The sequence below is a fragment of the Acidipropionibacterium jensenii genome, from assembly GCF_005890135.1.
GTDB lineage: Bacteria > Actinomycetota > Actinomycetes > Propionibacteriales > Propionibacteriaceae > Acidipropionibacterium > Acidipropionibacterium jensenii.
On the sequence record NZ_CP040635.1, the window covers coordinates 1691494 to 1703699 of the forward strand.

At 65.8% G+C, this 12206-nt stretch carries 16 protein-coding genes and 2 tRNA genes; 3 read left to right on the top strand and 15 right to left on the bottom strand.

Translation table 11 applies throughout. The features are described from left to right. Positions 1 to 311: 311 nt before the first annotated feature. The 12 genes from FEZ32_RS07415 to FEZ32_RS07470 form a co-directional block, all read right to left on the bottom strand. A complete protein-coding gene (locus FEZ32_RS07415) occupies positions 312 to 542 on the bottom strand; it encodes a hypothetical protein (RefSeq protein ID WP_138680330.1) in 231 nt (76 codons plus the stop codon). A gap of 476 nt (positions 543 to 1018) precedes the next feature. After that, positions 1019 to 1867 (bottom strand): phage major capsid protein, encoded by an 849-nt coding sequence (locus FEZ32_RS07420; RefSeq protein ID WP_138680331.1) that lies wholly within the window; start codon positions 1865 to 1867, stop codon positions 1019 to 1021. A gap of 181 nt (positions 1868 to 2048) precedes the next feature. Then, positions 2049 to 2633, bottom strand: a complete 585-nt coding sequence (locus FEZ32_RS07425) for a hypothetical protein (RefSeq protein ID WP_138680332.1) — start codon at positions 2631 to 2633, stop codon at positions 2049 to 2051. A 4-nt stretch (positions 2634 to 2637) separates the two neighbouring features. Beyond that, entirely contained in the window at positions 2638 to 2961 is a 324-nt protein-coding gene (locus tag FEZ32_RS07430) for a hypothetical protein (RefSeq protein WP_138680333.1), read from the bottom strand. A gap of 16 nt (positions 2962 to 2977) precedes the next feature. Further along, positions 2978 to 3178: a hypothetical protein gene (locus FEZ32_RS07435; RefSeq protein WP_138680334.1), complete on the bottom strand. Its 201-nt coding sequence runs from the start codon at positions 3176 to 3178 to the stop codon at positions 2978 to 2980. Between the two features lie 342 nt (positions 3179 to 3520). Continuing rightward, a complete protein-coding gene (locus tag FEZ32_RS07440) occupies positions 3521 to 4816 on the bottom strand; it encodes a DUF3631 domain-containing protein (RefSeq protein ID WP_138680335.1) in 1296 nt (431 codons plus the stop codon). Continuing rightward, entirely contained in the window at positions 4813 to 5265 is a 453-nt protein-coding gene (locus FEZ32_RS07445) for a hypothetical protein (RefSeq protein ID WP_138680336.1), read from the bottom strand. The genes FEZ32_RS07440 and FEZ32_RS07445 overlap by 4 nt, the downstream gene beginning before the upstream one ends. Before the next feature lie 52 nt (positions 5266 to 5317). Beyond that, entirely contained in the window at positions 5318 to 5581 is a 264-nt protein-coding gene (locus FEZ32_RS07450) for a hypothetical protein (protein ID WP_138680337.1), read from the bottom strand. Further along, positions 5578 to 6168: a hypothetical protein gene (locus FEZ32_RS07455; RefSeq protein ID WP_138680338.1), complete on the bottom strand. Its 591-nt coding sequence runs from the start codon at positions 6166 to 6168 to the stop codon at positions 5578 to 5580. Before FEZ32_RS07455 ends, FEZ32_RS07450 begins: the two co-directional genes overlap by 4 nt. Further along, a complete protein-coding gene (locus tag FEZ32_RS07460) occupies positions 6165 to 6962 on the bottom strand; it encodes a hypothetical protein (protein WP_175415757.1) in 798 nt (265 codons plus the stop codon). The genes FEZ32_RS07455 and FEZ32_RS07460 overlap by 4 nt, the downstream gene beginning before the upstream one ends. 83 nt (positions 6963 to 7045) lie before the next feature. Continuing rightward, positions 7046 to 7252 (bottom strand): hypothetical protein, encoded by a 207-nt coding sequence (locus tag FEZ32_RS07465; RefSeq protein ID WP_138680340.1) that lies wholly within the window; start codon positions 7250 to 7252, stop codon positions 7046 to 7048. Positions 7253 to 7311: 59 nt separating this feature from the next. Next, entirely contained in the window at positions 7312 to 7566 is a 255-nt protein-coding gene (locus FEZ32_RS07470) for a helix-turn-helix transcriptional regulator (RefSeq protein WP_138680341.1), read from the bottom strand. A 139-nt stretch (positions 7567 to 7705) separates the two neighbouring features. On the opposite strand from FEZ32_RS07470, the gene FEZ32_RS07475 reads away from it, so the two are divergent. Both FEZ32_RS07475 and FEZ32_RS07480 read left to right on the top strand, forming a co-directional pair. Beyond that, on the top strand, positions 7706 to 8236 hold the full coding sequence (locus FEZ32_RS07475; protein ID WP_175415758.1) for a helix-turn-helix domain-containing protein: 531 nt from the start codon (positions 7706 to 7708) through the stop codon (positions 8234 to 8236). Continuing rightward, entirely contained in the window at positions 8199 to 9362 is a 1164-nt protein-coding gene (locus FEZ32_RS07480; protein WP_138680343.1) for a tyrosine-type recombinase/integrase, read from the top strand. The genes FEZ32_RS07475 and FEZ32_RS07480 overlap by 38 nt, the downstream gene beginning before the upstream one ends. A gap of 11 nt (positions 9363 to 9373) precedes the next feature. On the opposite strand, the gene FEZ32_RS07485 is transcribed toward FEZ32_RS07480, so the two are convergent. The 3 genes from FEZ32_RS07485 to FEZ32_RS07495 all read right to left on the bottom strand — a co-directional run bounded on the left by FEZ32_RS07485 (position 9374) and on the right by FEZ32_RS07495 (position 12015). After that, positions 9374 to 9449, bottom strand: a tRNA-Glu gene (locus FEZ32_RS07485). Positions 9450 to 9546: 97 nt separating this feature from the next. After that, on the bottom strand, positions 9547 to 10953 hold the full coding sequence (locus FEZ32_RS07490) for an SH3 domain-containing protein (RefSeq protein ID WP_175415759.1): 1407 nt from the start codon (positions 10951 to 10953) through the stop codon (positions 9547 to 9549). 414 nt (positions 10954 to 11367) lie between these two features. Next, on the bottom strand, positions 11368 to 12015 hold the full coding sequence (locus tag FEZ32_RS07495) for a hypothetical protein (RefSeq protein ID WP_138680345.1): 648 nt from the start codon (positions 12013 to 12015) through the stop codon (positions 11368 to 11370). A gap of 54 nt (positions 12016 to 12069) precedes the next feature. On the opposite strand from FEZ32_RS07495, the gene FEZ32_RS07500 reads away from it, so the two are divergent. Beyond that, positions 12070 to 12143: transfer RNA gene (locus FEZ32_RS07500), tRNA-Lys, on the top strand. Positions 12144 to 12206: the final 63 nt, after the last annotated feature.

Here is a 12206-nt window from a genome sequence, read left to right on the forward strand (position 1 = left end):
TGTCGGCGGGCGGTCGAGGGGCCATGCGACGGCCGTGGCGCTGACGAGGGGCGATGGCCGTCAGCCCCGCCGGACGACGTCCGACGGGGCTGATCGTTGGTATCCCGAACGGGATTCGAACCCGCGTTACCGCCTTGAAAGTGTGTTCGGCCCCGGATGAGCAACAGTCAACTGCCACGAACAGTGCCAGTGGCAAGGCTATATATTGCTGGTGATATTGTCCCTCAAGAGCCGAAACTCACCCTCTCAAGGCCAAATCAAGGCCAAGCTGGATGGGATCTCCGAGCAACTCCAGATCGGCAGGTGATCAGTCAGTCCTGCATCTCGTCGAGGAACTCTATGCAGTCGGCGAGTGAATAGCCGTAGCCATGCCCGACCGGATCGCTGGTCACCCACGCGTTGAGGTACGGGTCAACGAGGCCGTAGGTGCCGTAGGTGTAGTCCTCCGGGTTGCGGGCTCGAGACTTGGCGAGGGCGAGTCCGTTGCGCTCAGCCTGACGGCGGACACGCTGCTCAGGGGCTTTGAGATTGAGAGTGGGCATGATGGTCTCCTAGGAGATTCGGGACGTTGTTGTCCTCGCCATGCCATGAGTGCGTTCTGAAACGCGTGCTTGAACTCTAGCACCCTACCTACCTCACCTGCCAGCTCGGCCGAGCCCGAGACGGCACACGGACGTCTCACGCACGCGCGCGGGGGGATGTGTCTACACGGTCGGCCACTGCGCCCGCATGGACGCCGCACGTACCCCCCGCTGACACCAAGATTCGCTCGGGGGTATTTCGCTATGCCTCCGGGGGCGAAGTTCGACGGGGGGAGGGTATGCCCCCCTATCGGATGTTGGCGGTCGGCGGCTGCCGGGGGGACGAGTTCGGCCCCCTGGGCATTCCACGCCTGGGGGGCCGTCGTCGCTGGGCGCTGGTCGGGTCACCGGATTCGAGTGGTCCTGGTCCGGCCATCGGTCCAGTCGTCCGTGAGGATGTCCGGGCGGCTGGTGGCGTTGACGCCCAAGTGTGTGGGTCAGCTGCTGAGGCTGATCTTCTGGATCGCGGCCTCGTGCGGGAACAGGCTGGTGACGCGCATGGTGGCCTTGATCGCGACTCGGTCGCTGGTGAAGAAGACGGACTCGTCGCGGAGCAGTTCAACGTCGGAGCGGATCGCAATCACGATTCGGCCGGCCGGGATTCCCCAGACGGTTCCGGCGGTGACGGCCGGGCTGGTGAGCATCGGCACTCCGACGATCTGGCGGCGGGTCGGCATCGTGGGGTCGGATCCGAGGAGCGGCAGCTGCGAGCCGGTCTGGGTCTTGAGCTTGGCGAGCAGTCGCGCGTCGGCGGGATTGGCGACGAACGCGGACAGTTGCGCACCAACCTGTTCAGCCGAGTAGAGCGCGTCACTGAACGGGTCGGTGTTGGTCCAGGCGGTTCCGGCGTCGATGGTGGTGGTCCCGGTCAGGTCTGCGAGTCCCTCGGGTGCCAGGGTGTCGGCACCCCGGCCTCCGAAGATGGCGGCGTCGAGTTTGCGGGCGATGTCTCGTGCCAGGCCCAGCCCGATCTGTTCGGCGACGTCGGGGTTGGAGTCGGCGGCCATCTCACGGGAGATGATGGTCAGTCCGGCGAGCTTGTGGAAGGTGTCGGCGGCTTCGGCGAGCTGGCCGTCGGTGACGGGGATCTCCTCGCCCTCGGCGACGAACGCGGCGGTGGGGTCGGCCTTCCAGACGGGGACGCGGTAGCCGTTGACCTGGGAGTCGGTGACGACTGATCCGGCTGCCTGAATGGCGACCGAGGCCTGGGTGACGGGCTGGACGACGAGTTGTCCGGCCTGTTCGGGGAGCCAGGACCGGTTTCCTGAGGTGGTGTGCATGGCCATGATGTGGCCTTTCCGTGAAGGGTGGCCACCCATGAAAGAAGGGCCACCGTGAGAACTGTGTTCTGCGCGGTGACCCTCGGTCTGCCGTGCTGCCCTGCTGGGCGGCTTGGGTAAACGGTGTCGGACCCCGGCCCGATATGTGTTTCCCTGAGGGAATCATATCAGACCGGGGCGACGATTCTTACTTGTCGGCCTGTCCTGCGATGACGGTTGCCCAGGAGGTTTGCCGGGTGACGTCCCATTCGGGCTGGCCGGGATTGGCCGGAACCGGATCCTTGGTCGTGAACAGTTCCGGCCGGGACCTGTACAGCTCGACGGTGGCGGCGGCGACGGCATCACGGTCGACACCGTCGGGGCCGATGACCGAGGCCTTGTCGAGGCCGCCGACGCTGAACAAGTCTTCGGCGTGCTTGAGGCGGGCGGAGTGGCTGTTGGGATAGCGCTCCGCTTGGCGGGCCGGCGCGCCGTCGCTGAGGCCGGGGAAGTTATCCCAGAACTCCCGGGTGACGTCGACCGACTCGCCTGCCGCCTCCAGCACCTCCTTGTCGTGGTAGCCGGCGAGCTGGGCGGACAGGGCTTCCACGCGGCCCTCTGCCTCCTGGGCGCGCTTGCGGTACTTGCGGGCCTCGGCGATCTCGTCGCGGCGACCGGGCTCGTCGTGCAGCTCGGTATCGCCAGCGTCAACCTGCTGGGAGGGCTGCTCGGGCTGGACGGGATCCGCAGCCTCGATGTGGGCGTCAGGGGTGGTGTTCTGGATGTCGGTCATGCGGTCAGTTCTCCTCGGTCAGTTCGATGACGATTCCGCGCACTCCGACGAAATGTCCGAGGTCCGGGTCGTCGAAGGCAACAAGCTGGCCTGTGCTGTCGATGACGGCCGGCCAGATCCGGGCGGGCCGTTCCGCGACGGGCGGCTGGGTCGGGTCCGGTTCGGTGTAATGGAGGCCATCGAGCAGGATGGTGCGGTGCTGGACGAGGTAGCCGGCCAGCGGCAGCAAGACAGTGCCGGAGTCGGTGTCGTAGGCGTAGGTGAGCTGCTGGGCGGCGGGGCGGAAGTCCTGGGTCTCCCATGTGTGGGTGGTGGTTCTGCGGTCCATGGCGGTTGCTCCTTTGTCAGTTTTCGATTTCGAGGATTCGGGCGCGGTCGTCGAGCCGGGTCACGTGACCGTCGCTGATGATCGCGGGGGTGATGCGCTGGCCGTCGTCGACCAGCCAGCCGACGAGTTGGCGGCGATGAACTCGTTTCGGGTCCTCCTCCGGGATGGTGTAGCGGACTTGTCGGATTCTGGCTGATTCGTTCGGATAGAACTCCATTACTTCTTCCCTCGTTTCTTCTTGGGTGGTTCTTCGGTCTTGGCGAGACGTTCCTCGGTCTCGTGCTTCTGGTGGAGTGTTCGGGCTGCCGCGTGAGCGAATATCGCGGCGTCGTGTATTCCGGCGTCCTGGCCGTCGGCGTATGCGTGCCATCGGCAATCACCGGTGGAGACAATCATCGGGCGTCCTTTCGCGGATCGGGTGGCGGTGTTTTCCGCAGCACGTACTCGATAAGCCCGTGCCCGGGCTCGGTGATGGTGACGCGGATCTCGCCACCGCAGGCGGGGCATCGGTCGATGCGGGGTGCCACGGTCTGACCGCACCGGTTACAGCGACGGCACTTCATGCGACCCGCCCCCTCTGTGCCTGCTTGTGGAAGTAGGCGCAGTCGTTGGAGCCGGAGCGCCGGGTGAGTGACTGGTGGCATCTCGGGCACTCGTCATCCTGAGCGGTTTGCTCTATCTGAGCGGTTTGAGCGGTTAGTTCGGAAGGGTCTTGAGCGGTTCCACCACCCCCTCCAGGGCAACCGCTCAAACCGCTCAGACCGTGCGAACCGCTCGGCTTGAGCTTGGTAGCGACCCGCTGGACATCGGCTCGCCGATAGCCCTTCCGCCGGTCACCGGAGGTCGGCTGCCACGAGTGAAGACCGGCCCCTGCGAGCATCTTCCCGAGCCGCTGCCATGTGAGCTTCCGGCCGTAACTGGACTCCTCACCCCACATGTCAGGCCGGGCGTCGATCATCTGGTCCACGATGTCCGAGGTCGTCTTGAAGTCGTCGTGGGCGAGGATGTCGGCCACGTCGAGGATCGCTTGCATCGCCGGGGGGATTCTGGTCATCCCGTCCTCCTTGTCGAGTCGTTCAGTGTTGATGTCGCGCTGGATGAGAGCCGACACTCGGTCAGGCCAGCCCCCACCGAGCACCTGGGCGATACGGGCGAAGGACACCCACCGCTCCTTCATCCGGCCGCGACACCCGGGCGGGAAGTCGGGGCGGGCGGCCTTGAGCTGGTCGGCGTGATCCTCGGACCAGCGGCGCATGTCATCGCCAACAGTCAGGGCTGACATCTCGAAGTCCTCATCTAGCCAGTCGGACTCGGCGGCCTCCTCGCTCATGTCAGGCAGAAGGAATATCCGCAGGGATCTGGACCGGGTGTCGTCAGGGATCCGGGGAGAGTTCCCTGCCATCGCGGCCGCGCAATAGGTCGGCATCTCCACCGGTGTCCAGTCGCCACCTTTGGTCGGGGTCAGGACGGGCCGGGTGGCCCCGCGCTTATATCCGGAGTTGAGGATCGCCAGCAGGTCGCTAGTGGTGTCCTTGCGCGGGTCCAGGGCCCTGTCCACCTCGTCGAGGAGCAGCGTCCTGGGACGCTGGGCGATCAGCCGGACCAGCAGAGCAGAGCTGGTCACCTGAGACATCTGGGACGGGTCGCGGCACAGACGCTGGAGATGGTCCAGGACGGTGGTCTTTCCTGAGCCAGGCATGATCGAGTCGATCAGCAGGCGCGGTGAGACCGGAAGGACATCCAGGCTCCAGGTGTGCTGGGCCCACAGTGCCAGCGTCCAGATGTCTGCCTCCTCGGTGACCGTGATGTAGGTGGACAGCCAGTCGACCGCCCGGTCAATCGCGCTGCTGCTCATGCTGCGGCCTCCTGTCGGTGGTCGTTCATGAGTCCGGCAAGCACGATGGATGCGGCTCCGGTCAGCTCGGGGTCTCCGTACAGCTCGACGAAGGCCGCTTTGGCGCGGCAGGCTTCGGCAGTCTCGACGAGGGCTCGATCTCGGAGGTCCCGTTCCTCGGGGGTGGTGCGTCCGAGGTACTCTCCGGGCTTGCGGCGGGCGTCCTCGAACTGCTGGGCCCGGCGCTGCCAGTAGTGCGCGTCGCCGTCGATGAGGGCGTCCTGCAACAGGCGGAGGGCCGACCAGTTGAGCAGATCGAGGAAGTCGATAAGGCGATCGGGACCGTCCTGTGCCGGGGTGTCAATCTGACCCAATACCTCGCGGTATGAGGTATCATGGGAGTCGTGTGATGGACTCCTCCTGGGGCCCCCGGCGGACTGGCCGGGGGCCTCGTTGCGTGTCGAACTCATTGAGTGTTCCTTCCAGGAAACGCCATGCCCCTTTGAAGGTGAATACGGTTTGTCAGTCGGTCTGGGAGGTCTCGCACGCGCGGACGGTCTCCCAGAACTGCTCGTCGGTGACGGCCAGGCGGAAGCACTGACGGTCGAGGCGGACCTCGAAGGTGACCGGGTCCATCGACTGGTCGAACTCGAAGACGATCGAGCCGATCGCCGTGATGTCGAAGTCGCCGGCCCACTCCCCGAGGACGGTCCTGATCCACTGCTCTGCCTCAGCCCGGGTGTCGAACTGCACCGGATCCCGGGCGGTCATTGGAGGTCGGATCACGACAGGCCCTCCTCGGTCGGATGGGACGCCCACACTGAGACGGCGGCCCGGATGAGGGCGATCGCGTCGGAGGCGCGGGCCACCGGGAACGCGACCTCCCGGTCCTCGACGGTGGCGGCGATCTCGTCGGTCACGGCCAGCACCTGCAGGTCGTCGTCGATGGAGACGGTCCGCTCAAGCCAGGCGTCGAAGTGCGGGTCATCACACATTGGCGCGGACAGCCAGCGGACCCAGCCGGCCTCAGGGTCGTCGTCGGTCGGCCGGTCGGAGTTGTTGAGGACGTGGTGGCCTCCGGACGCCCACCAGGGGCGCAGATCAGCGGCGGCCTCGACCAGCCGGTCGGTCGGGATGCGGGTGGACGTAGGATGAGACATGACGACTCCTTGTGATTGCAGGGTGGTTGTGATGGCCCCGGCAGCGTCTTCGTCCGGCAAGATTCCGACGCTGACGGGGTTGGACTTGTGAGGGCCGGTGTCGATGGCGACACGGCGGGATGGGCGGCTGACAGCGGCCAGCCAGACCAGCAGCAGGGCGACGGCCACATAGAGCAGCAGGCCCCCGTTGGAGGCGGTCGGGATCGAGTTCATCGGACGGCCTCCAGTGCGAACTTCCGGATGAGGAGCTGCTCGGACTTCTCGTACTCCTCGGCGACCTTCAGGACGTGAGGGTCGATGTGCTGGCCGATGGCCTCGTCGACGAGCTGGCGAAGCGTGTTCGCGTTGATGGCATCGACCTCCACCGACTCGCCGGTGACGTCCTTGGCTCTGGTGTCCGACTTCTTGGTCGGCCGTGTTGGCAGACTGAACTCCTCGATCTGCTCGGGGGTGACTGCAAGGCGCTGGCACTCGACCTTCCCGCCGGGTGCGTACTCGTGGAGCCGCTCCTGAAACGACCTCCAGGCGTCCAGGCCTGACGGGTCATGATCACCGAGCTGATACAGCCAGGTGGTCTTGCCCATCGCGGTGTTCGCCAGCACCTTCTCCGCCATCCCATGCACGAAGGTGACCGACGAGTAGCCACGGACGATCGCCAGGTCACAGCACCACTTCTGGCAGACGATCGGCCAGACTGTCCCGGAGATGGCGTCCTTCTCGGAGATGATCACCACCTCGGCGTCAGAGTCGATCCACATGTTCCGCCGATATGCCTGTGCCGCGCTCTCCAGCGCCTGGGCTGCCGACGAGTACGAGCTGGTGCGGTATGTCACCCGGTTGCCGTCTTCGATCCAGCTCCAGGGGAGTCGTCCCTCGGTGCGGAGCTTGATGAGCTGCCGTCCGATCCGTCGGTATTCCTTCTCGGTCTTGTCGATGACGCCGCGGGAGACGCACCGGTAGTAGACGCCGCGAAGAGTGACGGGGTGCTCCTCGGCAGTGACTTCCACGATGGTCTCGTTCAAGATCTCCAGCTCGGCTCGGGTCGACCGATGCAGATTTGTGGGTCTAGATCCGTAAACACTCTCTGCGCTCATGACAGGCCCCTCTCGATCTCCCCGTCGGCGATCCGGGATCCGCGCCGCGACTCGACCATGTTGTGGAGACCCACCAGGTCGTCGATGCGGTCGGCCTTCCGGGTGAGCATGTGTCGTGCCCGGCTGGGTGAGAGCTTCCTGCCGTCAGCAGCGGCGGCCTCGATCAGCGCGGCAACCGCAGAGCGGAGCTCTCCCGATGCCATCGCTGCCTTACCCGGCTCAGCTTGCTGGTTAGTGCGCCCCATCTGTGGGGCCGTGGCGTTCACGACTTCACCAGCTCGTCGCCGACCTTGGTGGCCTCGTACTGGGCTTGCATCCATGCGTCGACGTCCTCGGGGCGGTAGCGGACAACGCGGCCGAGCTTGAAGCTCTTCGGGCCGATGCCGGCTGAGCGCCAGTAGCGCAGGGTCGCGGCGGGGATGCTGGTCTGCTCTGAGACCTGGACGGTGGTGAGTGGCTGCCTGCTGAGTGCGGCGCTACCGACGGTTGCGGCAACCGCGAGTGGCTGGGTGGACATGGGATGAGGCTCCTTTACTTGGACGCTCAAGCTCAGGTGACTTGAGATGCAAGTCACTCTAGCACTCAGTAATGACTCACACCAGTACGTACGAGGAGGAGAGTGGTTCAGGCGCGCTGATCGTGGAAGACTGGCGCTCATGACTGAGAGCGACCAGCAGAGGGCCAATCTCGTTGCCAACGTCAAGGCCGCGCGAACGATGCGCGGCTGGAGCCAGGCCGACTTGGTGAACCGGCTTAACGAGTTGGACGCCGACACGAACCAGTCCGCTATCTCCAGGCTCGAGAAAGGCGAGAGGGAGCCCCGGTTCTCAGAACTGACCGCCTTGCTCGACCTCTTCGGAGTGACCCTCGACGCGCTCACTGGCGACCCTGAGGCGTTTCTGAACATGGCGGGGTGGGCGAAGGCCCGCGCTGCCTACCTTGGAGCAAGGACAAGGATTCGGAGCGGCTGCGTCGACTATGAGGAAGCTGCCCAGAAGCTTTGGGGCCTGATCGCCAATCACCAAGTGCCCAACGGCGTGCCGCAAGAAGAAGTGAAGGAACTCCGCGAAGGTGTTGGGAAGTCCGGCGCGGTGATCGCCGAAGAGTGGTACGAGCACCTGAGCCCACACCTTGGCGCGTGGAGAGTGGATGGGCACCTCCCAGGCGATGACGATGGCCAGCATTAGCAAGGTGACGATGCCCGGCACCGGGCGCACCAGGTGGAGGGCCCGCTACTACGACGCGGAGCATCGGCAGCACTCGAAGAACTTCGGGCGGAAGGTCGACGCTGAGCAGTGGCTCAAGCAGGTGGGCGCCGACCAGATCTCAGGTGTGTGGGTTGACCCGAGGAAGGCGCGCGGAACGATCGGCGCTGAGGCCGTCGCATGGCTGGCAGCTCACCCTGACTGGTCCACCAAGACGCGCGAGCGAAACGAGAACATCGTCAAAGTCCACGTGACGCCGAGGTGGGGGAGGGTTGCCCTGGGCGACGTGACCACCGAGGCGCTCCAGACGTGGATCACGAGAATGGATCTCGCGCCGGCCACGGTGCACAAGATCGGGACTGTCATGTCCGGGATCCTCGGCTACGCCGTCAAGATGCGTCACCTCGGAGTCAACCCCGCCGTCGGGGTGGCCTATCCCCGCAATGATCCGAAGCGGCGCCGCTATCTGACCTTCTCCGAGGTGGAGGATCTGGCCACCGAGGCCGGCCCAAAATGGTCGACAGTCGTCTACATCCTCGCCTACTGCGGCTTGCGCTGGGGAGAGCTCGCAGCCCTCAAGGTCGAGGACGTCGATCTGGGCCGGCGGCGGCTCATCATCGATGAGTCGGTGACCAACGTCGAGAAGGGCATGGCCTGGGGCACGCCGAAGGGCCGCAAGACGCGCACCGTTGCCTACCCGTCATTCCTCGACAGCGACCTAGCGGCCAGGGTCAAGGACCGGGAACCGGCAGATCTGCTGTTCCCCGGCGACAAGGGCGGCGTGCTGCGGAATGCCTCCGCACGTGGCCAATGGTTCGACGGGGCCGTTCAGGATGCTGGCTTGGCACCGCTCACCCCGCACGAGTTGCGACACACGGCGGCATCGCTGGCGGTCGCTTCGGGGGCTGATGTGAAGATCGTTCAGAACATGTTGGGCCACAAGTCCGCCGCGATGACCTTGGACACCTACGCCGACCTGTTCGATGCCGGCCTTGACCAGGTCGCGGACTCGCTCTCGCGGGCTCGTGCTGAGGCTCTCAAGGCCAAATCAAGGCCAACCGGTGCTCTGAACATAGCGAACGGCCTAGCAGATTGTGCATCTGACTAGGCCGTTCATTGTGGTATCCCGAACGGGATTCGAACCCGCGTTACCGCCTTGAAAGGGCGATGTCCTAGGCCGCTGGACGATCGGGACGGGGCCAGCACCGGGCCCGACCATGCTACCGGTGGGGCCGACATCGTGCCACCGCACGGTACTCCGGGTCTGAGGGGCCCGCGCCAGACCGACCGGCTCAGTCCCAGATGGTGGTGATGTGCACGTGATCCATGTGGTTGGCGGTCTCCGAGCCCCGGTCGGCGACCGCACGCCAGCCCTCCGAGTCGCGCGAGATGTTCCAGATCTGCTTGTTGTACATGATGTACTGCACCCCGAGCTCCTGGGCGTGGGCGCGGAAGTAGGCCGCGATCTGCTGACCCAGGGCGGCGTCCCTGCTGCCGCGGGGGAGCATCAGGTCAACCGCGTGGCCACTGGGGTGGTCGGCCATCGAGTCGGCGCGAATTCCGTAGATCGTCCTGATCTGCGGGAATGCCGTGATGGTCCGGTTGACGATTCCCTTGGCGCTGGGGCGCAGACCGGACAGGCCGGAGGAGCCGTTGGCGGTGAGTGCGGCCCAGGAGGAGGTCGGGGTGCTCGACCCCGAGGAGCCGTTGCTGCCGGTGCTGGTGGCGGGTTTGGTCCGCGACAGGTAGTCGCTGGAGATCCAGGCGTTGGTGCCCTGGTAGTTGACCGGTGTCCAGCCGTTGACGGAGGCCCCTCGGGTGCCGACGTGGTTGCCGGCCTGCAGAGTGCCCAGGATGGCGCTGCTGGTGCTCGCTCCGGCTCTCACGCGTACCCATGAGGTGGCGTAGACGAGTCCGGTCGAGCTGCCAGCGTTGGTGGTGGGGGTACTGGGCTTGGTGGTGGGGGTGCTGGGGGTCCGGGTGAGGTAGGTGGTCGAGATCCAGGCGTTGGTGCCCTGGTAGTTGACCGGTGTCCAGCCGTTGACGGAGGCCCCTCGGGTGCCGACGTGGCCGCCTCTGGGCAGGACGCCGACGATGGCGCTGGCGGTGGTGGCCGAGGCCCGAACCCGCACATCGGTCGTGGCGTAGACCAAGGTGTGCGTGGTGGCACTGCCAGGGTTGGGCTTGGTGGTGGGGGTGCTGGGGGTCCGGGTGAGGTAGGTGGTGGAGATCCAGGCGTTGGTGCCCTGGTAGTTGACCGGTGTCCAGCCGTTGACGGAGGCCCCTCGGGTGCCGACGTGGCCGCCTCTGGGCAGGACGCCGACGATGGCGCTGGCGGTGGTGGCCGAGGCCCGAACCCGCACATCGGTCGTCGCGTAGACCAAGGTGTGCGTGGTGGCACTGCCAGGGTTGGGCTTGGTGGTGGGGGTGCTGGGGGTCCGGGTGAGGTAGGTGGTGGAGATCCAGGCGTTGGTGCCCCGGTAGTTGACCGGTGTCCAGCCGTTGACGGAGGCCCCTCGGGTGCCGACGTGGCCGCCTCTGGGCAGGACGCCGACGATGGCGCTGGCGGTGGTGGCCGAGGCCCGAACCCGCACATCGGTCGTGGCGTAGACCAGAGTCGCCTTGGCCGAGGCGCTCGGAAGGGGGGTAGTCGGCATCCAGGGCGAGGGCATCGCGGCCGGTGCTGGAGAGGCGGGCATTCTGAGCGCTGTGGGCGCCGTCTGAGAGGCCAGCGCCTGGTTGGCGGTGAGCAGCTGCGCTCCGCTGACGATCAGACCTGCTGACGCCAGGGTTGCCGCCCCAACTCGAACTGGATGCACAGCTGCCATCTCGGCCTCTCCCCCTCAGTGGAACCCCTTGTCATACCGGAATCTACGAGTTCTGCCCGGGGCCTGACCAGCCCTGAGCAGGTCGATGATGCGATCAGGTCAAGACGAAACGCCGTGTGCGTGGCAATAATTACAACGATGCAGTTTTAAGTGGTGAGGACAGCACTCTGAGGCCAGTGAGCAGCCTCCGACAAGGATCTATGAGACGTTGTGAGGACTCGGAGGGGGAGCACTGCAAGGAGATGAGAGACCCCGTGGGGAGTCTGAGAAAAGTTCAGTAAAGCCTCATGTGGTAGTTGAGACTTCGGGGGATGTCGTCCCCGGGGAAGAGGGCAGCAGGGTCGTGGAGATCGCGTCGCTCACAACGAGTTCGGCGTGCGCCCAGACCTCCGCGGGCAGCCATCCGCTGCGGATCCCGGCGGTGGTGGTGGCGGTACTGCTCAGGGCCTGGGTGATCTGCGCGCACTCCTCGGGTGTGGCGATGACGGGCACGACGGCACGGGACCCGTGGAGATGATTGGCCAGGACGACTCCCAGGGCGAACTCGTCGAGAGCCGGCGTCACGATGGCGAGATCCCCCTGGTCGGGATCGCCCATCAGGATGGCCTGGATGAGACGGGCGCCGTCCAGCGGTTCGGGACAGGTGATCACCCTGGCATGCTCCAGCACGGCGGTGGGGACGTCCTCGGGGGACAGGTGAGAGGCTGCGCGGGGGTCGGCGAGCCGGGCGGGGATCGTGAGGTGCTCGGCCTCCAGCAGTGCGTCGAGGTGAGTGCACAGGTTCTGCGACATCCGCGCCAGACGGCGACCGGAGGGCAGCGCGGCCATCTCCGCCTCGGCGTGCAGTCGGGATCGACGGTCGGCGAGCGCGGCGACCAGTAGCGCGACCAGACCGATCCCGAGGATGACCCACATGCCGACCGGGACTGCCATGGGGACAGCTTGTCACGGAAGACAGGCCCGGCGATGGATCGCTAGACTGATCGGGCCCCCGTAGCTCAGTTGGTTAGAGCAACGGACTTTTAATCCGTGGGTCCTGGGTTCGAGTCCCAGTGGGGGCACTCCCCGATGAGCCGCTGACCAGCGGCAATCCCCGATCTCATTGATGAGGGCGGGGTACTCAG